The organism is Corynebacterium sp. HMSC05E07 (assembly GCF_001807225.1).
In the GTDB taxonomy this organism is placed as follows: Bacteria; Actinomycetota; Actinomycetes; order Mycobacteriales; family Mycobacteriaceae; genus Corynebacterium; species Corynebacterium singulare.
Genome location: NZ_KV788211.1, coordinates 52219 through 73754, shown reverse-complemented (window position 1 = coordinate 73754; position 21536 = coordinate 52219). Strand labels below are relative to the sequence as shown.

Here is a 21536-nt window from a genome sequence, read left to right as displayed (position 1 = left end):
TTATCGAGCCTCCTCGCCGGTGAGGCGGCCATCGCGAACCATGACAACACGGTCTGCCCAGCCGGCAAAACGTGGCTCGTGGGTGACCAGTAGACCTGATGCGCCGGCGTCAATGCGAGAACGCAGGACCTTCATGATGTCCTCACTCGTTGCGGTATCGAGGGCGCCGGTGGGCTCGTCAGCGAGGAGCACCTTGCGCGGGCCGATAAGCGCGCGAGCGATGGCGACGCGCTGCGCTTGGCCACCAGAGATCTCCTCGGGGAAGCGGTCGATGGTGCCGTCAAGGCCGACCTCACTGAGTGCTTCCTCAGCTGCTTCGCGGCATTGCGCAGGATTGAGGCCGTCCAGTTCTAGGGGAAGGGCGACATTCTCGCCGACAGTGAGCGACGAGACCAGGTTGAAGTGCTGGAATACGAGGCCCAGATGGCGGCGGCGGGCAAGCGCGGCCTTGGATTTGGAGAGTTGGGAGGCATCGGCGCCGTCGAGAAGCACGCGGCCCGATGTGGGTGGCTGTAGGAGCCCCGCCACGTTGAGCAACGTAGATTTTCCGGAGCCGGAAGGACCCATAACGGCTACTAGCTCGCCGGGGGAGAGCTGGAGGTTGACTGAGTCCAGTGCGGTGACCTGGCGAGCGCCGCTGCCGAAGACACAAGTGATGTTCTCCAGCTCGAGCGGGAAGGGCAGGTGCTGTGTGGCTGACACAGAAGTGGGAGTCATTGCGGGGCCTCCTCAGTATCGGTGGGGGTGGATGGGTTGGCGAGGGATTCCACGCGGTCGAGCCAGCGTGAGAGGGATTCAAGGTCGAAAATGTGGCGTTCGACGGCGAGGCGCTGGGCGCTGCGTTCCGCGGGGAGTTCAGCGGCCTGGCGGTTGAGCTCGCGGAGCTGGCGGACGGTGGCGAAGCGCTGGGCGTCTAGCACAGCAATGACGTCCACATCGGAGCGCCGTGCGGCAAGAGTTACTTTGAGGACGAGTTCGTCGCGCTCGATAGCGTCTTTGTTGGTTGTTGACGTCCACCAACCGGCTAGCTCGTCCCGGCCGGCGTCAGTAAGGGCGTAATTCGTGGAACGCCGCCCAGTGGGGCCGGTAACTTCGCCGTCGACGGTGATGAGGCCGTCGCGCTCGAGGCGGCTCAAGGTCTGGGCGATTTGGCCCATGTTGAGCGGCCAGAGGTCATCAAAGGACTCAGCAAAGCGGGTCTTGATTCGGCTGGCGGTGGCGGGTTCCTCACTGAGAAATGCGAGGACGGAATGTTTTACGGACATGGTCACCTCCCGGGGGAGTTATCACTAAAATGCGTTGCATACCCGGTAAGTTACCGGGTAACCATCAGTCGAGTCAAGGGTGTATTAGCTGGGGGTAACGCTTTGGCCCCGGGTGAGATCTTCTGCGAGGCGCGGCGGAGGGGAGGCTTTAACGCCACAGGCGGCCCAGAGCGTGAGTGCTCTGAGCCGCCGGGGCTGGTGGAAGGTTGAGAAGAGTTGGGGTTCTAGGAGATGACGACTCCGCGCTCTGCCAGCCACGGAATCGGATCTACGGCGCCTTCACCCGTGGGGTGAATTTCGAAGTGTAGGTGAGAGCCAGTGGAGAAGCCAAGGGAGCCCATGCCTGCAATCTTCTGGCCGGCATGCACGCGCTCGCCCACAGCAACGTCGAGGGTCTGCATGTGGCCGTAGACGCTCATGGAGCCATCATCGTGCTTGATGCGGATCCACTGGCCGAAGCCGGAAGCCGGGCCGGAGTCGATGACGGTGCCGTCCATGACGGAAAGGATGGGAGTGCCGACTGCGTTAGCGATATCGATGCCAGAGTGGAAGGAGCCCCAGCGCGTGCCGAAGCCAGAGGTGAAGACGCCTTCAGCTGGGCGGGCGACGGACGGTGCGCGGTTAGCTTCATCGGCTGCAGCGCGAGCGTCGGCGGCCTGGATGGCTTTGTCGAGCTGCGCGGAGAGGTCTTCAACCGGCTTGGATTCGGCGATGGCGAGAATCTGGGGTGCGGCATCCTCGATGGACGTCTGAACGTCCTTCAGCGGATCGGTATCTGCCTGAAGGGCGTAGTCGATGGGCTGGGTCTTAGTCTCCTCAGTGCCGCCAGACTGAATGGTGCCTGCGGCTGCGCCGCCAACACCTGCGGTGGACACGGCGCCAGCAGCGACGGTGACGACTGCAATGCGTCCCTTCGCGGTCTGCGAGGTGGTGATCTTGCGGTGGCGACCTGCGCTCCGCTGAGTCTTGCTTCGCATGAACTCTTCTTCCGTCTTCATTCACCATCGTCCATCCGGCGTCAACGTTACGTTCCCGGCCGGTTGGTTATCCGATTGTGACCTTCCTGTTACCAACGAGATGTAACAGTAGCGTCTCAGGAAAGTTAGAGCAACCCAGTTTGCGGTTTTTCTTGTGTAAGTGCCGCACATCCTAACAGTAATGGTACTGAAGCTAATTGTTGTGATGAGTGTGACTACCCAACGGGGGTAGTGCAAGAATATTTGCATTTACCTGAGGACTTGTGTCTGTGGGCTGAGATTTTGCTGTTTGTGTGGGCTGTCTCTGTGTGGCTTCTCGGCCACCACCTGCGGCCAAGCGATCATTTGGGTCTAGCCCCGCCGCGCCACCCCTGTTGGGGGAGTAGGGCGTGGCAAAGTGGACGCCAATGAATAAGAAAACGAGTCCCCAGTCACGGTCGGCAACCCGGCCGCGCACTCAGGTGCGTGGACATGGCCAGGATGGCGAGCGTTCCAAGCGTTCTTCCCGCCGCGATCGCCGCGCGCCGGCTCAGCGAATTAAAGGGGTGGAGTCCGCTAAGGCTAAGGCGCGCCGCGCCCAGGGGCCTACGACGCTGCGGGAGCGTATCCGCCGCATGCTCATGGTGGTTGCCGTCCCCAATCTGGTGGTGGTGCTGGGCATTATTGTCGTGGTCATCGCCGCGCTGTTGCTGACGAGCTCGCCATCCGCATGGTTCAACACCATCGTGGCGGAAGCCTGGATGGTCTTTAACCTCGCGCCAATTCGTGCTGGAGGCGTTGATCTTGGTTTCTTGCCGGCCTTACCTGCGGTGCTGCTGGCCTGGTTGGTGGGGTCCCGCGTGCGCACAGCGATTAAGGACAAAGTCAGTATTAATGATCTGATTGTCCTCACCGGCTGTGTCTTTGCCGTACCGCTCGTCTTGACATGTCTGGCCTGGCTGATGCTGTGGGACGCTGGTAAGGCCTATGACGTGTCCCCACCGGCGCTTTATGTGGTGCTTCCGCGCATGCTTCTCCTGCATGCCGCGGCGCTCATCGGAGGTATGGGCACGCGTCTGTGGAAGGCGCTGGCTAAGCGTAGCGGGGTGCCGCACGTGCTTGTCGACGCCTCCTGCATCGGTCTCAGCTACCTCGGATACCTCGTCGTCAGTGGTTTCGTCCTCGTTGTTGTCCTGTGGGCACTGGGGTGGCCGCGACAGGCTGAGATGCTGGCGCAGTATCCGGCGCTTGATGCCCTGGGTACCGCCGGACTGATTTTTGTGAGCATTCTGTACCTGCCTAACGCCGTCGTGGCTGCGGGTTCCGTGCTGAGCGGTTCGGAACTGCACATCGGGCCGGAGAGTAGCGTGAGCCTGTTTAGCAGTCACATGGTGCCTTTGCCGCCGTTGCCGCTGGCAGCCGCCGTGCCTCCGAGTATTAGCTCCTGGGCTGTGGTTCTCCTTGCACTGCCCGCTCTGGCTGCTGCTGTGGCCTTTGCTCGTCGCCGAGCGTTGGTGAACTTCCAGGTGGCCGTCACTGCGGCTGTGGTTGCTGCCATTACTGCGTTGGCTGCCGTTTACGGTGTCTCCGGCACCCTTGGGGCCTACGGCTATACCGGTCCCGAGCTCTGGACTGCGGTGGGGCTCAGCGCACTGTGGTGCCTTGTCGTGGGGGTCGGCTTCGCCGCGGCTAATGCGTTGATGGCCTGGCGTCGCGGTGATGGAACCGAAGCCAAGACTGCCGGCGTCAAGGCCGATGTCGAGAATGCTGCGGTGCCCGCTGCGACAACAGAGACCACAACAGAGACCGTTGCAGCTGACTCCTCTGAGCCCACTGAGACGTCTGAATCTATTGAACCTGATGTGGTCGAGGCCGAAGTTGATTCTGAAGCCGCGACTGCAGTGCCTGTATCCGCCATGCTCGCTGATGAGACTGATGACGCTGAAGCAGCGGCAGACCCTGAGGAAGCACTAGACCCTGAGGAGCCGGAGGAGGATGAGACACCGGCGGAGGATGAGACACCGGAAGCTCCAGAGATCAGTGATGCGAACGAGGACCACGGTGGCGTGAGTGATGAGGGTGATGAGGGGGACGTCGCCAAGCACGTGCACTCGGACCCCACCAAGGAGTAAGAAATTCCCTGTTTAGGCTTCGCAGCGGCTAGGCTGTAGCGCGTGACTACACCGCACCAGCCCGCTACTTCTGCCCGCCTCAACGTCGTGGTTCTCGTTTCTGGAACCGGCTCCTTGCTGCAGGCCATCCTCGATGGTCAGGACGAACACTACGGCGTAGCCAAAGTCATTGCGGACGTGCCCTGTAAGGGCATCGAACGCGCACAGGCGGCGGGAATCGCCACCGAGGTCGTGGAAATGGGTGCTGACCGTGCCGAATGGAATAAGAGTCTGGTTGCTGCAGTAGATGCTGCGCAGCCAGACATTGTTGTTTCTGCGGGATTTATGAAGATTCTGGGGAAGGATTTTCTGGACCGCTTCGAAGGTCGCACCATCAACACCCACCCGGCGTTGTTGCCTGCCTTCAAGGGCGCGCACGGCGTGCGCGACGCGCTGGCTTACGGTGCCAAGGTCACAGGCTCCACAGTCCACTTTGTTGATGCCGGTGTCGATACTGGCGCCATCATCGCCCAAGAACCCGTGCGAGTGCTGCCTGACGATGACGAAGCCAGCCTGCACGAGCGCATCAAAGTGGTCGAAAGAGAACTCATCGTCACTGTTCTGCGGGCATCCCGCGCGCAGGATGCGGCGCTGACCATTGAGCTGTAACAACTGCAACAACCGCAAGGAAGGCTAGAGTCCCCACACCATGAGCGAAGATCGTAAGACCATCAAGCGCGCACTGATTAGCGTTTACGACAAGACCGGTTTGGAGGACCTTGCCCAGGCCCTCGACAAGGCCGGAGTAGAAATCGTCTCTACCGGCTCCACCGCGAAAAAGATTGCGGATCTGGGCATTGAGGTCACCCCGGTAGAAAAGCTCACCGGCTTCCCGGAGTGCCTCGAAGGCCGCGTCAAGACCCTGCACCCGCGCGTTCATGCCGGCATCCTGGCGGATACCCGCAAGGACGACCACCTTAACCAGCTGTCTGAGCTCGACGTGGAGCCGTTCCAGCTCGTCGTGGTCAACCTGTACCCCTTCCGTGAGACCGTAGCGTCCGGCGCGGACTTCGATGGCTGCGTCGAGCAAATCGACATCGGCGGCCCCTCCATGGTCCGCGCGGCCGCAAAGAATCACCCATCCGTGGCGGTTGTCGTGGACCCGGCTCGCTACGGTGATGCGGCCGACGCTGTGGCCAATGGTGGTTTCACCTTGGATGAGCGCCGCGGTTTGGCGCGCGATGCCTTCCTGCACACCGCCGATTACGACGCTGCCGTTTCCGCGTGGTTCGTAGACCAGCTCAGTGAGGGCGAGGCGACCACCCCGCTGCGCTACGGTGAGAACTCCCACCAGTCTGCAACCGTGACCCGCACTGGCACCACCGGTCTGGCCAATGCGACGCAGTTCAACGGCAAGGAGATGAGCTACAACAACTACCAGGACGCCGACGCCGCCTGGCGCGCCGCCTGGGATCACGAGCGTCCCTGTGTGGCCATTATCAAGCACGCGAATCCGTGCGGCATTGCCGTGTCTGAGGAATCCATTGCGGCTGCTCACCGCGCAGCACACGCCTGCGACCCCATGTCCGCCTTCGGTGGCGTTATCGCCGTCAACCGTGAGGTGACCGTGGAGATGGCCGAGCAGGTCAAGGAGATCTTCACCGAGGTTATCGTTGCCCCGTCCTATGAGGAGGGCGCCATTGACGTCCTCAAGGCCAAGAAGAACCTGCGCGTGCTGCAGGCAGAGCACGAAGCGCCGGAGGAGGAAGTTAAGTTCATCTCCGGTGGTGTGCTCACCCAGGAGCCGGATACTTACCAGGCAGAGGGAGATAACCCAGCCAACTGGACGCTGGCTGCGGGCGAGGCTCTCAACGAGTCCGACTTGGCACAGCTCGAGTTTGCCTGGCGCTCCGTGCGCGCGGTGAAGTCCAACGCCATCCTGCTGGCCAAGGATAACGCCACCGTGGGCGTGGGCATGGGCCAGGTCAACCGCGTGGACTCTGCCAAGCTCGCCGTCGAGCGTGCCAACACTCTGGCGGACGGCACCAATCGTACTGAAGGCTCCTTCGCCGCCTCCGATGCCTTCTTCCCGTTCGCTGATGGCCTCGAAGTCCTCCTTGAGGCAGGCGTCAAGGCCGTTGTTCAGCCCGGTGGTTCCATCCGTGATGAGGAGGTCATTGAGGCCGCGAAGAAGGCCGGTGTGACCATGTACTTCACCGGTACGCGCCACTTCTTCCACTAAATTCCCTGAAAGCTTTGTCCTGACGGTATGCGCAGGACCTGACAAAGCCGCCCCTCAGCTCGGTGCAGCGCACTGGTTGAGGGGCGGCCTGCGTGGTATGCGGGTTATTACTGCGCGTGCAGTGAGGCCACCGCGAAGCCGGTGTTCTCAGCAGGATTGCCGGCGGAATCCTTGTAGGTAAAGGTAAAACGCAGTGTCTGGTGATTCGCCACGTTGATAGGCATTTCCACTGCTTCCTCGACGGGGACCTCGAAAGATGCAAGCTCTGCGCCATCACTTCCATTGACGGTAACTGTAGCGCTGGCAGCCTTGGAGTTCTCACGATTATCAATAAACCCAAAGACTGCGATGAGTTGGCGCTGCCCCTCAGCCAGGTGCACATCAGCAATATTTGTGCTGCCTCCGTGGGAGACATAGGAATCCGGAAACAGAGTGCGTGCGATAACCGCATCCTGTTCGGTGAGATCCGTGTCGATGCTGCCATGCGTGCTAATCGGAGTGCCGGCAAGCGCGGCTGTCGACGTCTGCTCCGAGGACGCCCCCGCCTGTGCAGCATCGGCGGAGTCACGGCCCCAGATCAACCACGCGCCAACACCTAAAACAATGGCGAGGACAACGAGGAGGGCAATGAGCGCGCCGATCGCGCCGCTGAACCTGCCTTTTCCTTTGCCGGCGCCTTGCGGGGACGTCGGGGCGGAGTACTGCGGTGTCTGCGGCTGCTGCGGGGGCTGGTTCGGGGCGTGGAACGACGACTGTGGTTGGCCCGACTGGGCATGACCCGGGGGAGGCGTCGACCCGCCACCGAAAACGGGCTGCGCGTTGGCGCTACTACCGCCAGTAGGAGCACCCGGATACGACCCCGGGCTCTGGGGGCGGCTGCCGAAGGGCGGCGGCCCACCATGGCCGGAACCCCCAGAACTCCCGGCAGGAGAACCAAAGCCGGGACGAGGGGTACCGAAACCGGAGTTACCTCCTGAGCGTCCAGATGGTGTGCCCGAGGGGCCAGAAGGAAATGTCATGGGTCCGTACCCGCCTTTCCGCATGCGTGAGAGGTGTCTCTAACAACTTAAACCGTATCCGCCTAATCCCGCGCGGTGCTCGCCACTTTTGAGGGATATTCCCCGCGCTCTCGTGACTGCGCTAAGAAATTGAGCAAGATATCCGTCACCACTGTGCAAAGATGGAGGCACTGTACTCGCTGTAGCGGCAACCACTCCAGACATCGACGCTGCAGGCACTGTAGAAACGGAGGTTTCGGTGACTGACTCAGAACGCAACCATGGATTCGGCGCGCCCCACCCTCAGGAACACGGCGGCCAACCGCACTCGTCGCGCAAGGATACCCACCCGGAGACTGTGGACTTTGAGCCCCAGTCAGGCCCTTTGAGCCAAAATCGTCAGTACTCCAATCCCTTCGCACAGCAGGGCGCTGCCCATCCGACCCAGCAGTTTCCTACACAGGAACAAAACCCAGGTCAGCAGGGCTGGCAAGGACAGCAGAACCAGTGGGGACAGCAGACAGTGCCCGCTGGTGGTTCGCCTGCCGCATACCCGCAGCAGGCTACGGCACACTCTAGCTCCTCCAACGGCGGCAAGATGGTTCTCATCGCCGTTCTGATCCTCGCCGTTCTCCTCGTCATTGCTGCGCTGGGCTACCTCTTCTTCTTTAAGAACTCCACCTCTGGACATCAGGCCCAGCCGCCACTGACCACGGGCGTGCAGGCAACCGAGGAGGCCACAGGCGATGAGGGCGAAGCAAACTCTACAGCGGGAACCGCGGAGTCACCGACCTCTTCGGAACAGACTACGAGCTCCGAACCGAAGAAACGCCCTGAGCACCCTGAGCTCCCAGCTGGTGCTGAGCCCGTGAACGACGCTGCCCGCAACAACGAACCGGGCGGAAACTTTAACAGCATATACCGCGGTTCCACGGTTACCTCCGAGGCCTTTGCCAACATCGTGCGCGATGAATACGTGAAGCACTATGTCGATACCAAAGAACTCAACGCGACGATTTCCGCCTACAGTCCGGTGACCAAGCAGACCTACACGATGGACTGCTCCGATAACGGCAAATTTGTCACCTGCACTGGTGGCAACAACGCGATCGTGTACATCCTCTAATGCGCCGAATGTTGACACTGCGCGATTCCGCGCTTGCTACCGCGACCGTCGTGTCGGTAGCGCTGCTCAGCGCCTGCACGATTGGGGACGTCTCCTCCCATGACTCTGCCGAGGATCCGTCAGCACTCGGCCCCTCGACTCCGCAGCCTACGCTGCCGGAAACCTCATCCGCCCCCGACACGATGGAGGACGTTCCCGTGATTGAGGCGGCTAGCCCCCAGGAAGCCCTCGACGCCATCGCGGCGGAGAACCCCGGAACCGGCATCGCCGTGGCCGGTGCTGACGAAGTCTTTGCCGCGGGAATCACCGACCCAGTGGCCGCATGGTCGACGTCGAAGGTTCCCCTCGCCATCGCCGCTGAGCGTGCCGGGGTAGCTGATTCCGGTGCTGTGTCTCAAGCAATCACGTATTCCGATAACGCTGCTGCTGATTCGCTGTGGTCCGCACTCGGTGGGGGCGAGAAAGCAGCACAGGCAACGCAGGCCGTCATCGGAACGGTCACGGTGCCGGCCATTCCGCCGCGCGAAGGTTTTAGTTCCTTTGGACAAACCCAGTGGTCGGTGGTCCAACAAGCTGAGTTCGTGGCCGCACTGGGCTGTATGGATGGCGCGGAGGCAGTGCTCGCGGCGATGGGGCAACCCGATCCGGCGCAAAACTATGGCCTTGGAGGCGTTGAAGGTGCAGTGAAGAAAGGTGGATGGGGCCCAGCTACCGATGGTTCCTATGAGGCCCGCCAGATGGGGCTTATCACCCTTGGCGGCCGCACGGTAGCCGTGGCTATCTATGCCGAGGCTGAATCTGGAGACTACGGCGATGCCCAACAGATGCTCACTCGCCTTGTGTCTCAGCTGGAGTCCGCTGACGTGGAGTGGCCTTCGGCCGGCTGCCAGCAAGGAGCGGTATAACGTCGAGGCAGAAGCTCGCCCACCCTTATTTCGGCCAGTACACGTCAAAGACTCCGGTATCGCCGTCGATGGCATAGTCCTTGCCGCGGATAGTCAATACTGAACCAGTGGTGGCGCCACTTGCGGGATCCACGATGGCAGCGCTGAAATCAGTGCCGTTGCCTCTTGCCGGTCCAAAGGCAGCGCCGCTTGACCACACACCGCGGTAGACGAGGGAATCGTGACTCTCGCAGATAACAATGTGTGAATTCGGGTCGGAGCCAGCTGCTGCGAAGACCATCGATTCACGGTTCTGACAGCGTGCCTCCGGGAAATCGGACCAACCGGCGGCAGTCAGGCCGGGCGGAACCGCAGCAACGTCGGAAGCATCCGCCGCGGCGTCTGTGATCGGTGAGGCCTCTTCCGCAGCACTGTCCTTGGGCTCAAGCTCTGGATCTTCCGAGGCCACGGCAGTGTCGGAGTTTTCTTCTGCCACAGGTACTTCTTGGCTGGTGGAGCGCACGTCGTTCCAAATAACGATTCCGGAGATCATGAGCGCGACGAGGATGGCGATCGCGCACATGATCGGCACATTATTGCGCTGTTCAGAGGCAGCAGAAGCCGGGTGAGCAGAAGCCGGGGTGAGGTCGTGCTGCTCGGAATAAGAGTTCGTGCCAAATCCTGGGGTAGTCATAAAGTCCTTGGAAAGACGATTGAGAACAACAGCGATCATAACGAGCATGCCCGAACCGGCATCAACCGAGGGGAGTACCCTCCATTCGGGGGAGACGGGACATGGCAGACTCAGCGCACTCTTTGCATATGGTGCAATGGTCAGGTGACTAGTTCCTATTTCGTTCAGTGGCTTACCCAGCATAAGCGCTACACCACCGTGTACCTGTTGGGTGAAGGCGGCATGGGGCAGGTCTTTCATGCGACGGATCCAGATCTCTCCCGAGAACTAGCGGTCAAGGTGCTGCTTGATGATGTCCGTGATGAAGCCTCACGCGCCCGCTTCCACAACGAGATGAAGGCGCTGACCCGTATCGGAAGCCATCCCGGCGTGGTTCAGTTCTACTCCAAGGAATCAACTCCGCGTGGTGACGACGTTATGGTCATGGCCTTTATTGACGGTGGCACTCTCGCGCATGCGATTAAGGATCGCGCCCGCACTGGACGAGGCTTTAGCGTGAATGAGGTTGTCTATTACCTCAAGCCGATTGCCTCGGCATTGGACTACATGCACCACGAGTTACATCCTGGCTGGGTACACCGCGACGTCAAGCCGGCGAATATTCTGCTTCGGAAGCGTCCAGGTAGTCTCCCGCCAGCTGTCCTCACGGACTTCGGCATCAGCATTCAGGAAGGCCAGTCCCGCCTGACAAGGATTGGGCACATCGTAGGAACAGAAAAGTATTTGGCCCCCGAGAACAATGGCCGAGCTTATGGCGATGATGATCTTTCGGCCCGTGCAGACGATTACGCCTTGGCACTCATCGCCTTTGAAATGTTGACTCTGCATCATCTCAAAGACACGATGCCCCGCAGCGAGTGGATAGGGGAGCGTCGCCTCCCCGATCTGACGAGTGCGGCCTTTGCCGATTTCCTAGCTCCGGAAACCGCGCGAGTGGCTAGCCACGTACAGAAGGTATTAGATAAAGCCCTCGATGGCGTGCCCATGCGCCGCTATGCCACGGCGCAGGAGTTCATCTCGGCTCTCGACAAGGCAGCGAGCTCGACCTCGTCTCCGGCCGCACTGCCTAGGCAGCACGTGCCCACACCAGAGGCCCAGTCACAACCGGGGCCAGAGGCCCGTGTGACACCACCCTCGCAACCCGAACAGCAATCTCCGCTACCGCGCATATCGCAGCAGCAACAGCAGCTGTGGCCAGAGCCGTCGGGGCCGACAGAACACAGTCGGCCAACCGGATTTTTCACACCGGCAAACCCCATCTCGTCAACGGAGCACATTGATCCTTCAACGCCTGTAACTCCGGCGGTGCCGTCAGGTTCACGCATACCGGACAAGAAGGACAACACGAATGCACTTTTCATCGCTGCGACCGTCGTGGTAATCTTCCTTATTTTCCTGGTGACCTGGGCAGTTGTGGCTTAGCGGAAGGCTCTTTCAGAAGCTCCATAGGAGTTGGCGCTAGACTGAAAGACAATTTTCCGGGCATGATTGCCAAGTTGTGCCCCCGACGGAGGTGACTATGAGCACGCAACAACCACATACGCTTCAGGAAGCGGAACGCGGCCCGCGGCTGCGGATTGATGATCTCATTGGTGGCGTGAGGATCGTTGCACCGGGGGAGGAAGTCGTTGTCGGCCGCGCCGGTGATTTTCGTGTGGGCGAAGGTGATCTCACCCTGCACCGTCATCTCTTCCAGCTGTGGTACGCCGGCCAGGGCTGGATGATTTGTAACGTGGGCAGCCACATCCCGTTACGCATCGAGCTGCGTGGGGTTAAGGGGTTCTCGCGAATCGACCTCGGCCCGCGGGCAGTGGCCGCCGTTCCGCCCGGACCATCCCGTATCACTTTTGAGACCCCCGAGTGCCCTTATGAGCTCTACATTGACGTGGAGAATAGCAATTATGCTCGTCGCACCAAGCGCGAGCAGGTGCAGGAAGAAGAACGCACCCGAACTCGCCACGTACCTAACGATGAGCAGGAGGAACTCCTGCGGCAGCTAGCGAGTTACCTCAAGAAGCCCGGCTCAACGGATGCTGATATTCCATCCGTGCGCGAGATTGCGGACGCCCTGGAATGGACGGAAAAGAAGACGAACCACAAAATGGATCGACTCGTTGACAACCTCAAAGCCGACGGTGAGAAGGTCTACAAACCCTATAAGACGTTTCTGGCGCACTACGCCATTCGTCACGGACGCTGAAGGCGCCGAGGGCTGCTAGCGTGCGGCCTTCTTGCGGTCGGCGGCGGCAGCAGCGGCTGAGGAAATGGAGTCATTGCGGTTCTTGAGCAGTTCCAGGGTCGTGGCCTCTGCATCGATGGGAGGGGTGGCGCCGAGGACTGCCAGTGCGGCATCCGCCAGCATGGCGGATTGCTCCGGCACGCGCTGGGAAGCGTCGAAGGGTGCGGTGCCATCATTGGGGCGCATTTCAATGACGGATAGGGCGATGTGGAAGGGGAGCTCAACGCGCGGATCATCTTCACCGACAATCCCGGCGGCCGCCGAGCGGAAATGCTCCTTCAGACGGTCACGCTGCTCGTGGTACTCCCCAAACTCCGGGGAGTTAGCCACCGGAAGCTGATATAGCCGGCCCACATTCCACGCGGAGGTCAGCAAGAGGCGCGACTCTGCCGCAACGAGAGACCACAAGCGCTGGGCCGGTGCGGCGTCTGAGGCAGCGAGCTCCTCTGCCAATTCGAGTGAGGGCTCAATAGTGGAGTTGAGCAGGGTAAGGAAAATATCCGTCTTGGACGGAAAGTGATAATACAGCGAGGCCTGGCGAATACCCACGGCATCGGCGATCTGGTGGGTTGAAGTCGTGGCAAAACCTTGTGTGGTGAACAGCTCGGACGAGGCGTCTAAGATCTCCTCGCGCGCGGTGTTGCCACGGCGGCGTGGGCTGTTCTTACGCGGCCTGCCAACGGTACCTGCCATCAGGCGGACTCCCTTCGATGAGCGTCACTCACTAATTATTTTCAATTCAACTATCGTACTCCGCACAGCGGGAAGGGCTTAATTCCTACCCTTTAGTTATGCCTACTACACTACCGTGCCGCGCAACGATGGATTCCACAGTTGCAGAAACAGTGCGGCAGGCAGAGCCATAGGCGGTGCGATCGAGTGGGGGAAGGTCACCAAGAACAACGCCGTGCTTGTCGACGCCCTTGTACCACCTTCCGAGCTCAAGTGCCACGCCCGTGCCCCAGGCGAGGCTGAGCCCCTCGGCCTCGCTGGCGGTGAGCAGCTCGCGTTCCACTCCGATGGCCAAACGATCCGGAGTAGGGCGAGGGGCGGGCGCGGCCCAGCGCGCGATGGCGGAGACAGGGGCCAGCAGAGTCGGGCGGATGGCGACGTCAGCGGAACGGTCCGGCAGGCCATCGACGAGCTTCAGCGGAGCTGGGCGCTTGGCTAAGACATCCGTGTAGAGCTCATCCTCGCCGCCAGCGCCCAACGGGAGACCAGCATCGGCACGGGTGGCGGCAGATGCTTCAACCGCGGCGCAGTTAAGGCCAGCATCGGCGATTACCTGCTCCAGCTGAGGGTCTTCTCCTAGCCACGTAATGCGCATGGATGGTAAGACATCGCCCCGGGCGGCAGGCCCAGTGAGACGTACAGGGCTGCAAAGGCCCGGAGAGCGCACGAGATCTGTGACCACGCGGGCAAACCACGCTGCCAGCTCGACGCCATCCGCGCGGTGCGCAGCAGCATTGCGGATGAGGTCCTGGGCCTCTTCCAGCAGGCCACGGGCGTGCGCGGGGGAGTGGCAGTGTGCGGCTAGCTCGCTTAGATCAGTTAAGGATTCGTGCAGCGACATAGGTTCTCAGGCCCCTTTCTGTCAGGGTATTTCTCGTTCTTCAATCTAGCAGTACAGCCACCGATGGCCATGTGGCGGGTGGTGCGAGGTTACGTCAGTTGTAGCGGTGAAAACGAGGACCGCCGCCCCAGCTCCTCTGAATGAGGAACGAGGCGGCGGCCTGAAAGCTCTTTTGTCCTGTCCTAGTGAGTCACGAGTACAGCGGCAAAAGTGCGCTGTTGAAACCAGCTAGTGTTTAGCGGGACGTGAACGGCAGGAGAGCCATTTCGCGTGCGTTCTTGACGGCAGTAGCAACCTGACGCTGCTGCTGCGGGGTCAGACCGGTGACGCGACGGGAGCGGATCTTGCCACGATCGGAGATGAACAGACGCAGAGTCTTGATCTCCTTGTAGTCAACCTTCTCAATGCCCTCGGCCTTGAGCGGGTTCTTCTTCGGGCGACGGGTCTGCTCCATACGGAACTTCTTGTGGTTATTACGCTTGACAGCCATTGTGTGGTTCCCCCTTTACCAGCTGGACTTGCGAACGCCCGGCAGCTCACCACGGTGAGCCATGCCGCGCATACGGACACGGGACAGACCGAACTTGCGGAGGTAACCGCGCGGGCGGCCATCGGCAGCGTCGCGGTTACGGACGCGAACGCGTGCGGCGTCGCGCGGCTGACGGTTCAGCTCGAACTGCGCCTCGAGGCGCTCGTCGTCCGGAGTGTTCGGGTTCTTGATGATTGCCTTGAGCTCGGCGCGACGCTCCGCGTAGCGGGCGACGATTTCCTTGCGCTGCTCGTTCTTGGCGATCTTAGACTTCTTAGCCATAAATTATCGCTCCTCGCGGAATTCGACGTGCTTGCGGACAACCGGATCGAACTTCTTGAGGGTGATGCGATCCGGGTTGTTGCGCTTATTCTTGCGGGTCACGTAGGTGTAACCGGTGCCCGCAGTGGACTTCAGTTTGATGATTGGACGGATGTCATTACGTGCCATCTTTAGATCTTCTCCCCACGTGCGCGAATCTTGGCCACGACGGACTCGATGCCGTCACGGTCGATGATCTTCATGCCCTTGGTGGAAACATTCAGGGTGATGGTACGGCCCTCGGAGGGCAGGTAGTACCGACGACGCTGCACGTTGGGGTTCCAACGGCGCGAGGTGCGGCGGTGCGAGTGCGAGACCTGCTTGCCGAATTCCGGCTTGCGGCCCGTTACCTGGCAAATAGCCGACATGGGTCTTCTTTCTCCTAGCCGCCCACATCGAAAGCGACTAACGGAGTGCCTAATCCGCGGTGAGGTGCGGCGCTCGAAAAGTGAGGTTGAGCAGGAGGCTTAATCCGTTGAACACCAGTTGATGAGGGCGTAAAACGATTACTTTGACAACAGCAAGGGGAAATCTTACATGCCAGCCAGCTCAGAACCTAATCGCCGATCAGTTGAGCCATCGAGTAGGCGCGTGCGGTTGGCCGCGCTGAGGGGCGTGCGGACGGGGAGGCGTCGCTAAGCATAGCGTGCCAGCTCTTGCCCTGCTCACCTCGCTGTAAGAGCAGGCGAAACTGGCGACGAGAGCGCATGTGTAGCGCCCGTCAGGTGTGTAACCTCTGAGGCCCTGTGTGGCTGGAGATATAAAGGAAATGTTGGGCCGTAGCCGCGATTTAGGTTTTGGTACCTCGGCCCTGTAGGATATTCCGAGTTGTCGGCGAGAGCCGCACAGTTTGTAAGCATTGAGACCCAACTCGGGCACGATCCTTACGCACACTGTGGCGTTGCGACGTGTAGTGATGCACCCACGCACGGTGTGGAGAGAGGGAACCGACCCGTAGTTCAACCCTGAGGGAATCGACATATGAAGAAAGATATCCACCCGGATTACCACCCGGTGGTCTTCAAGGACGCCGGTACCGGCCACTCCTTCCTGACCAAGTCCACCGCTACCTCCGACCGCACCGTTGAATGGGAAGACGGCAACGAGTACCCGCTCATCGTCGTCGACGTGACTGCTGAGTCCCACCCGTTCTGGACTGGTGCCCAGCGCGTCATGGATACCGCTGGCCGCGTTGAGAAGTTCAACCAGCGCTTCGGTGCAATGGCTCGCCGTAAGAAGAAGAACGCGTAAGGAGGATAGGAAAAGATGGCAACTCCTAAGTTTAAGAAGTCCCGCGCGAATACCCACTCTCGCCGTTCCCAGTGGAAGGCTGACAACGTCGCCCTCCAGGAAGTCACCATCGACGGTCAGACCGTGCGTATCCCGCGCCGTCTGGTGAAGGCTGCCAAGCTCGGCCTCATCGACGTCGAGCAGTTCTAAGGCGTTTAAGCCTGCTGCTGTGACAGCACCCCCGGCGTAGTCATTCAAACTGAGTGATTATGCCGGGGATTTTTCTATCTGCACCCCGTCATTGAGCAGCGCGTTTCGGGGTTGAGGAAGGGGGGTATGAAGCCGGAGGGGTGATTTTCGTCCTTAAGGGGGGATTGAAGGGGGCGAAATAATACGTTTCGCTTCGTTAAAATGCCCTTCATAAGACATAATTGGTTCTATGAAGATTCTAGTCGTGGATGACGAGCAAGCCGTACGCGAATCGCTTCGCCGATCTCTGAAGTTCAATGGTTACGATGTGGCGCTGGCCGCCGATGGTGTTCAGGCCGTCGAAGCAGTGCACAGCGATAACCCTGATCTACTCATCCTCGATGTCATGATGCCAAACATGGATGGCCTCGAGGTCTGCCGCACTCTGCGTAGTGAGGGCTGGGACCGTCCGATTCTTGTGCTTACCGCTCGTGATGGTGTCTCGGATCGTGTTGCTGGCTTGGATGCGGGTGCTGATGACTACCTGCCCAAGCCCTTCGCGTTGGAGGAGCTGCTCGCGCGCGTGCGTTCCTTGGTCCGTCGCGCTGCTGCTGATTCCATTGGTGCAAAGCCGCCGGCTGAAACTCAGCTGAGCTTTGAGGATCTCAAGCTGGATGCAGACACCCGTGAGGTCACCCGCGGCGGCCGTCAGATCTCTCTGACCCGTACCGAGTTTGCCCTCCTGCATCTGCTTATGGAAAACCCGCGCAAGGTGCTCTCCCGCAACACCATCCTCGAAGAGGTGTGGGGCTATGATTTCCCCACCTCGGGCAACGCCCTCGAGGTCTACATTGGATACTTGCGTAAGAAGACCGAGGAAGATGGCGAACCGCGTCTCATCCACACCGTGCGTGGCGTGGGCTACGTGATGAGGGAGGCTATCGCGTGATTCTCCGAAGGCCCGCGCCTCACGCGGTGCCTTCTGAAGCCTCACCGGCCGCCGCGCAGGTGGCCATGTCCCCCCGCCGCGGCAGCTGGGCTTCACGGGCGCCGCTACGGTGGCGCCTTTCTCTCGTGACAGGCGTTGTCGTTGCTGTATCGGTTGCAGTCATGACATTGGTGACCTATTGGCTGGTGGCAGCGTCAATGACGGCGAGCGTGGATAAGCTCATGGCGCAACAGGCCGATGTGCTGATACGTCAAGCGCAGGATCCCAGCTTCGTCGGCAATATCGACCAAGAAATCGCGTCCTTCAAGCTGTACAACCCCGAGACACGGGTCTCCATTTCGCCTCCTTCGGCCACTTTTGCCTACGGTGATGCTCTCCCGGTGGGCGGGGATTTCAAGCGTGACGGTGACACGACGGAAACCTCCATCCGTACGGTGAATGGCGAGCGGGTGTTGGCTAAATCTCACGATGGCGGCGCCACGGTGGTCGTGGCTAAGAGCCTTAGCGCTACTGAGGAACTAATTTCTGCCGTGGGCTCAGCGCTGCTGATTATCGTTGCCTTCGGCGTGCTGCTGGCAATTTTTGCGGGCATGGTGGTGTCGAAGACAGGAATGCAGCCGATCGCGCGCCTGAAGCGCGCGGCAGACTACGTTACCCAGACCAATGACCTGCGCCCGATTGAAGTTGTCAGCAACGATGAGATGGCGCAGTTGACGGTGTCCTTCAACCGAATGCTGAGCGCCCTTCAGCACGCGCGCGTGCAGCAGTCCCAATTCGTGGCCGATGCCGGTCACGAGCTCAAGACGCCGCTAACCTCCATGCGTACCAATATTGAGCTACTCATGATGCTTAACAAGTCCGGTGGTGGTTTCGGCATTAGCGAAGAAGATCGCCGCGACCTCGAAGACGACGTGATGGCACAGATGTCTGAGCTCTCCACTCTTATTGGTGATCTCGTGGACTTGGCGCGAGAGGACGCAACGGAGAAGGAACCGGAGCCGGTGGAGCTGCATGAGGTTTTGGAGAACTCTCTCAACCGAGCACGTCGTCGCCGCCCCGATGTGGATTTCCGTGTGAGGTTTATCCCGTGGGTGCTCGATGGCGATCCCTTCGCCTTGGGTCGTGCCACGCTCAACCTCATGGACAATGCGGCCAAGTGGTCTCCGCCTACCGGTACGGTCCGCGTGTCTATGCGTCAGGTGGCAGCGAACAAGGTGTGTCTGCGCGTCGATGACTCTGGCCCCGGTATTGCTCCAGAGGAGCGGGAAAAGGTGTTCGAGCGTTTCTACCGCTCTGCGGAAGCTCGTTCGATGCCGGGCTCCGGCTTGGGCTTGGCCATCGTCAAGGCTGTGGTTGAGCGTCACAATGGTGTCATCACCATCAAGGACTCCGCGGATGGCGGAACGCGTATGGAAGTCATTTTGCCGGGCCGCCCCACGGAAGGAGATGCCATGGTGGACGGACTGGAAGAACAGCCTAATGAGTTTCAGGAGGATACCCCCGCTGACCGTGGCCAGATCTTTGCGGAGCGGTGGTTCAACCAAGGCTAGCCAGAGGCTAACATCCCAGTTCATGGTATACAGGAAACGTTCAGCTTCTAGTAGCAGAATTGCAGTGCACTAACAGATCCGCATCAGCGCTGTAGTGCACACTAGATGACATGAACGTGAGGAACTCGAACATGGATAACTCGCAGGAACCCCGTAACACTCAGGCGGGGAGCGAGTCGACTGGCTGGAACCAGCCGCGCTCTGCGGCACAGACCCCGCAAGGCTTTGGGAACCGTCCCAGCCACAACCCTGAGCAGAAAGGGTCCAATGACGCTTCGGGGGCGTCGGCCCCGTATGTGCCTCAGGCACCGCACTCTCCGTACGCCGGCCAGGAATCCATGGGCGGGGAGACGTCGTATAGCGGCGGCAGCTCCTATGGTTTTGGTGGCCCGCGGCCACGCAACGGCTACAACGCGCACAGCACTCAGCAGCAGCAACCCTATGCCGGACAGCGAGCGTTCGGCACCGCTGCCAGCACCGGTCACAACCCCCAGAATCAGCCAGTGTTCGGCGGCCAACAGAATGCTGGTGTTCACATGGTTCCTACTGACAAGCAGTCCACACCCAAACGCACAGTTGGCTTAGGCACCGCGTTGGCAATGATGGTAGGTGCCATCGCTGCGGGTGGTGTGACCGGCGCTGTCGTCGGCGCGATGAACAATGACAAGGATTCGACGTCGACGGTCAATGAGGTGTTGCAACAGCAACCCGTGGTCAACAGCACGGGCAAAGAGCCTGCCGATGGCTCCGTGGAGGAGGTGGCCTCGAAGGTGCTCCCAGCAGTGGTGTCGATTTTTAGTATGACGCGCTCGGGTGGTGCTGAGGGCTCTGGGTCAATCATTTCCCCGGATGGCTATGTTCTCACCAACCACCACGTGGTCGCGGGAGCGGATCAAGGCGGGCGCCTTGAGGTAACGATGAATGACGGCTCGCATCATTCCGCAACCTTTGTGGCCTCAGATGCCACGACAGACGTTGCCGTAATCAAGATCGATGATGCGAAAGACCTGCCGTTCTTGCAGTTCGGCGATTCTGATTCCGCCGCAGTGGGCCAGGAAGTCGTCGCAGTAGGCTCGCCGCTGGGACTCAATGCGACGGTGACGTCCGGCATTGTGTCAGCAAAGAACCGTCCAGTGCGCGCTTCACAGGAAGGCGGGGAGTCTTCGCTTATCGACGCCATCCAGACCGACGCCGCGGTAAACCCCGGAAACTCCGGCGGACCACTGGTCGATATGGAAGGCAATATCATCGGCATGAACTCGATGATCGCCTCCCTGTCCAGTGGCGCTAACGCTGAAGGTGGCTCCATTGGGTTGGGCTTTGCCATCCCGTCCAACTTTGCTAAGCGCATGGCTGATGAGCTCATTAACAACGGCAAGGTCAAGCACCCCACGTTGGGAGTGAAGGTGCGCGCGCAAAGCACTGTCTATGGTGCAGAAATCGTCGAGGTGGAACCCGACAGCCCCGCTGACAAGGCAGGCTTGAAGGACGGCGATATTGTCACCCGAGTCAACGATCGCCTCATTGAGAGCTCCGATTCGCTGATCGCGGCCACACGTTCTCAGGAGTTCGGTGCGACCGTCACCCTTGAAGTGACGACCAAGGACAGCGAAGATTCGCGACAGGTAGAGGTAACGCTGGCGAGCGAGTAAGTTTACACATAGCCAGGCGGTTGACGTGGGCGCTGTGTTTGGAGCCGCACAGAGACCGCCGCACACAGACCACGCAGAGACCACCCCGAGACCAGGCTGAGCCTTTAGCCTTAAGGAGACACTCCCTTGGCAGAGAAAACCGACACCACAAACATGCTCGATGACGTCAACGAACCCGATGACGCCTTCCTTTTCGCCAGTGAACAGGAACAAAGCGTGCAGGCGCCGCGGCGTGCGCTCGTTGTCATCGTGACGGATTACCCGGATGACACTGCACAAGACACCTCCCGCCTTGCGGGCGAGCTGCTGTCGGAAGCAGAGTTCAACGTTGATGGTGCCGTGATCGTCCGTTCGAAGAAGTCGAAGATCCGCCAAGCCATCGAAACTGGTGTCGTGGGTGGCGTGGACCTCGTGCTCACCATCGGTGGTACTGGCGTGGGACCGCGCGATAAAACCCCGGAGGCCACTCGCGCAGTCTTGGACCAGATGGTCCCTGGTGTGGCACAGGCCCTGCGATCCTCTGGTCAGGCGTGTGGTGCGGTGGATGCGTGCACGTCCCGCGGTATTTCCGGTGTCTCCGGTTCGACGGTTATTGTCAATGTTGCTTCCTCGCGTGCTGCGGTCCGTGACGGCATGGCAACGCTGACGCCGCTGGTGCACCACCTCGTTGACCAGCTGCAGAAGTCCAGCGTCTAATGGCTGAATCTGAACGACGGCCTGCGCGCCGTCGCCGCCGCGTACAGCGCCCGTCCACTGCGGAGAACTATGACCGCAGCTTCGATGCGCCCAGCGTGAATCCTCGCGAGGCCGCACAAAACGGAGGAGAAGACGAACTGCGCAGCGTCGCGCTCGATAATGACGGCCTCGTTGGAAACGACGACGAGCCCACCGGTGAGGCCTTCTACCGGGAGAACATGCCGCCGCATTTCGGTGCCACTCAGTAAGCCAGTAGCACGTTCGCACCATGCGAAAAGGGCCGGTCTTCCTCCACAGGATGGCCGGCCCTTGTGCGATGTACGCCCTATGTC

General features: G+C 60.4%; 25 protein-coding genes. 14 read left to right on the top strand and 11 right to left on the bottom strand.

What is annotated here, in order from left to right; genetic code table 11:
* The 3 genes from HMPREF3149_RS04070 to HMPREF3149_RS04060 form a co-directional block, all read right to left on the bottom strand.
* Positions 1-717, bottom strand: coding sequence for an ABC transporter ATP-binding protein (locus HMPREF3149_RS04070; RefSeq protein ID WP_070536814.1), 717 nt, complete (start codon positions 715-717; stop codon positions 1-3).
* Positions 714-1265 carry a PadR family transcriptional regulator gene (locus HMPREF3149_RS04065; RefSeq protein WP_070536811.1) on the bottom strand — a complete coding sequence of 184 codons (552 nt, stop codon included), beginning with the start codon at positions 1263-1265 and terminating at the stop codon, positions 714-716. Before HMPREF3149_RS04065 ends, HMPREF3149_RS04070 begins: the two co-directional genes overlap by 4 nt.
* A gap of 224 nt (positions 1266-1489) precedes the next feature.
* Complete coding sequence (locus tag HMPREF3149_RS04060) at positions 1490-2242, bottom strand: M23 family metallopeptidase (RefSeq protein ID WP_070536828.1); 753 nt, start codon at positions 2240-2242, stop codon at positions 1490-1492.
* Positions 2243-2649: 407 nt separating this feature from the next.
* Between HMPREF3149_RS04060 and HMPREF3149_RS13855 the strand changes: the two genes are divergently transcribed.
* From HMPREF3149_RS13855 to purH, 3 genes are read left to right on the top strand one after another with little or no spacing between them, the layout of a single operon-like run.
* Positions 2650-4353 (top strand): cell division protein PerM, encoded by a 1704-nt coding sequence (locus tag HMPREF3149_RS13855; protein WP_246819939.1) that lies wholly within the window; start codon positions 2650-2652, stop codon positions 4351-4353.
* A 42-nt stretch (positions 4354-4395) separates the two neighbouring features.
* Positions 4396-5001, top strand: coding sequence for a phosphoribosylglycinamide formyltransferase (gene purN, locus HMPREF3149_RS04050; RefSeq protein ID WP_070536810.1), 606 nt, complete (start codon positions 4396-4398; stop codon positions 4999-5001).
* A gap of 40 nt (positions 5002-5041) precedes the next feature.
* Positions 5042-6574, top strand: coding sequence for a bifunctional phosphoribosylaminoimidazolecarboxamide formyltransferase/IMP cyclohydrolase (gene purH / locus HMPREF3149_RS04045; protein ID WP_070536808.1), 1533 nt, complete (start codon positions 5042-5044; stop codon positions 6572-6574).
* A 107-nt stretch (positions 6575-6681) separates the two neighbouring features.
* Here the strand turns inward: purH and HMPREF3149_RS04040 are convergent, their stop codons facing one another.
* Positions 6682-7593 carry a flagellar basal body-associated FliL family protein gene (locus HMPREF3149_RS04040; protein WP_042530043.1) on the bottom strand — a complete coding sequence of 304 codons (912 nt, stop codon included), beginning with the start codon at positions 7591-7593 and terminating at the stop codon, positions 6682-6684.
* A 238-nt stretch (positions 7594-7831) separates the two neighbouring features.
* Here HMPREF3149_RS04040 and HMPREF3149_RS04035 point away from each other — a divergent pair, with 238 nt between their 5' ends.
* Both HMPREF3149_RS04035 and HMPREF3149_RS04030 read left to right on the top strand, forming a co-directional pair.
* Positions 7832-8698 (top strand): hypothetical protein, encoded by an 867-nt coding sequence (locus tag HMPREF3149_RS04035; RefSeq protein WP_042530045.1) that lies wholly within the window; start codon positions 7832-7834, stop codon positions 8696-8698.
* 8 nt (positions 8699-8706) lie between these two features.
* Positions 8707-9603: a serine hydrolase gene (locus HMPREF3149_RS04030; protein ID WP_070536806.1), complete on the top strand. Its 897-nt coding sequence runs from the start codon at positions 8707-8709 to the stop codon at positions 9601-9603.
* A gap of 25 nt (positions 9604-9628) precedes the next feature.
* Here the strand turns inward: HMPREF3149_RS04030 and HMPREF3149_RS04025 are convergent, their stop codons facing one another.
* Entirely contained in the window at positions 9629-10276 is a 648-nt protein-coding gene (locus HMPREF3149_RS04025; RefSeq protein ID WP_070536827.1) for a hypothetical protein, read from the bottom strand.
* A 144-nt stretch (positions 10277-10420) separates the two neighbouring features.
* On the opposite strand from HMPREF3149_RS04025, the gene HMPREF3149_RS04020 reads away from it, so the two are divergent.
* Both HMPREF3149_RS04020 and HMPREF3149_RS04015 read left to right on the top strand, forming a co-directional pair.
* A complete protein-coding gene (locus HMPREF3149_RS04020; RefSeq protein ID WP_042530048.1) occupies positions 10421-11698 on the top strand; it encodes a serine/threonine-protein kinase in 1278 nt (425 codons plus the stop codon).
* Between the two features lie 97 nt (positions 11699-11795).
* Positions 11796-12476 (top strand): hypothetical protein, encoded by a 681-nt coding sequence (locus HMPREF3149_RS04015; RefSeq protein WP_042530050.1) that lies wholly within the window; start codon positions 11796-11798, stop codon positions 12474-12476.
* Between the two features lie 15 nt (positions 12477-12491).
* Here the strand turns inward: HMPREF3149_RS04015 and HMPREF3149_RS04010 are convergent, their stop codons facing one another.
* The 6 genes from HMPREF3149_RS04010 to rpmB all read right to left on the bottom strand — a co-directional run bounded on the left by HMPREF3149_RS04010 (position 12492) and on the right by rpmB (position 15306).
* Positions 12492-13208 carry a TetR/AcrR family transcriptional regulator gene (locus HMPREF3149_RS04010; RefSeq protein ID WP_070536804.1) on the bottom strand — a complete coding sequence of 239 codons (717 nt, stop codon included), beginning with the start codon at positions 13206-13208 and terminating at the stop codon, positions 12492-12494.
* Between the two features lie 85 nt (positions 13209-13293).
* Positions 13294-14088, bottom strand: a complete 795-nt coding sequence (locus HMPREF3149_RS04005; protein ID WP_070536803.1) for a hypothetical protein — start codon at positions 14086-14088, stop codon at positions 13294-13296.
* Positions 14089-14323: 235 nt separating this feature from the next.
* Positions 14324-14578, bottom strand: a complete 255-nt coding sequence (rpsR, locus tag HMPREF3149_RS04000) for a 30S ribosomal protein S18 (RefSeq protein ID WP_010187626.1) — start codon at positions 14576-14578, stop codon at positions 14324-14326.
* A 15-nt stretch (positions 14579-14593) separates the two neighbouring features.
* Positions 14594-14899, bottom strand: coding sequence for a 30S ribosomal protein S14 (rpsN, locus tag HMPREF3149_RS03995; protein ID WP_042530056.1), 306 nt, complete (start codon positions 14897-14899; stop codon positions 14594-14596).
* Positions 14900-14902: 3 nt separating this feature from the next.
* Complete coding sequence (rpmG, locus tag HMPREF3149_RS03990; protein WP_042530058.1) at positions 14903-15067, bottom strand: 50S ribosomal protein L33; 165 nt, start codon at positions 15065-15067, stop codon at positions 14903-14905.
* A gap of 2 nt (positions 15068-15069) precedes the next feature.
* Positions 15070-15306, bottom strand: coding sequence for a 50S ribosomal protein L28 (gene rpmB, locus HMPREF3149_RS03985; protein WP_005279911.1), 237 nt, complete (start codon positions 15304-15306; stop codon positions 15070-15072).
* 613 nt (positions 15307-15919) lie between these two features.
* Here rpmB and HMPREF3149_RS03980 point away from each other — a divergent pair.
* The 7 genes from HMPREF3149_RS03980 (at position 15920) to HMPREF3149_RS03950 (ending at position 21452) form a co-directional block, all read left to right on the top strand.
* Positions 15920-16189 (top strand): type B 50S ribosomal protein L31, encoded by a 270-nt coding sequence (locus HMPREF3149_RS03980; protein WP_005530151.1) that lies wholly within the window; start codon positions 15920-15922, stop codon positions 16187-16189.
* Between the two features lie 15 nt (positions 16190-16204).
* Positions 16205-16378: a 50S ribosomal protein L32 gene (rpmF, locus tag HMPREF3149_RS03975; protein WP_039674524.1), complete on the top strand. Its 174-nt coding sequence runs from the start codon at positions 16205-16207 to the stop codon at positions 16376-16378.
* 229 nt (positions 16379-16607) lie between these two features.
* On the top strand, positions 16608-17306 hold the full coding sequence (locus tag HMPREF3149_RS03970) for a response regulator transcription factor (RefSeq protein ID WP_042530063.1): 699 nt from the start codon (positions 16608-16610) through the stop codon (positions 17304-17306).
* Complete coding sequence (locus HMPREF3149_RS03965; RefSeq protein ID WP_042530065.1) at positions 17303-18856, top strand: HAMP domain-containing sensor histidine kinase; 1554 nt, start codon at positions 17303-17305, stop codon at positions 18854-18856. Before HMPREF3149_RS03970 ends, HMPREF3149_RS03965 begins: the two co-directional genes overlap by 4 nt.
* 110 nt (positions 18857-18966) lie before the next feature.
* Complete coding sequence (locus HMPREF3149_RS03960; RefSeq protein ID WP_168162176.1) at positions 18967-20508, top strand: S1C family serine protease; 1542 nt, start codon at positions 18967-18969, stop codon at positions 20506-20508.
* A gap of 153 nt (positions 20509-20661) precedes the next feature.
* The gene (locus HMPREF3149_RS03955) at positions 20662-21204 is read left to right on the top strand and encodes a MogA/MoaB family molybdenum cofactor biosynthesis protein (protein WP_070536825.1); all 543 of its coding nucleotides are present in this window, start codon (positions 20662-20664) and stop codon (positions 21202-21204) included.
* On the top strand, positions 21204-21452 hold the full coding sequence (locus HMPREF3149_RS03950; protein ID WP_070536801.1) for a hypothetical protein: 249 nt from the start codon (positions 21204-21206) through the stop codon (positions 21450-21452). The genes HMPREF3149_RS03955 and HMPREF3149_RS03950 overlap by 1 nt, the downstream gene beginning before the upstream one ends.
* Positions 21453-21536: the final 84 nt, after the last annotated feature.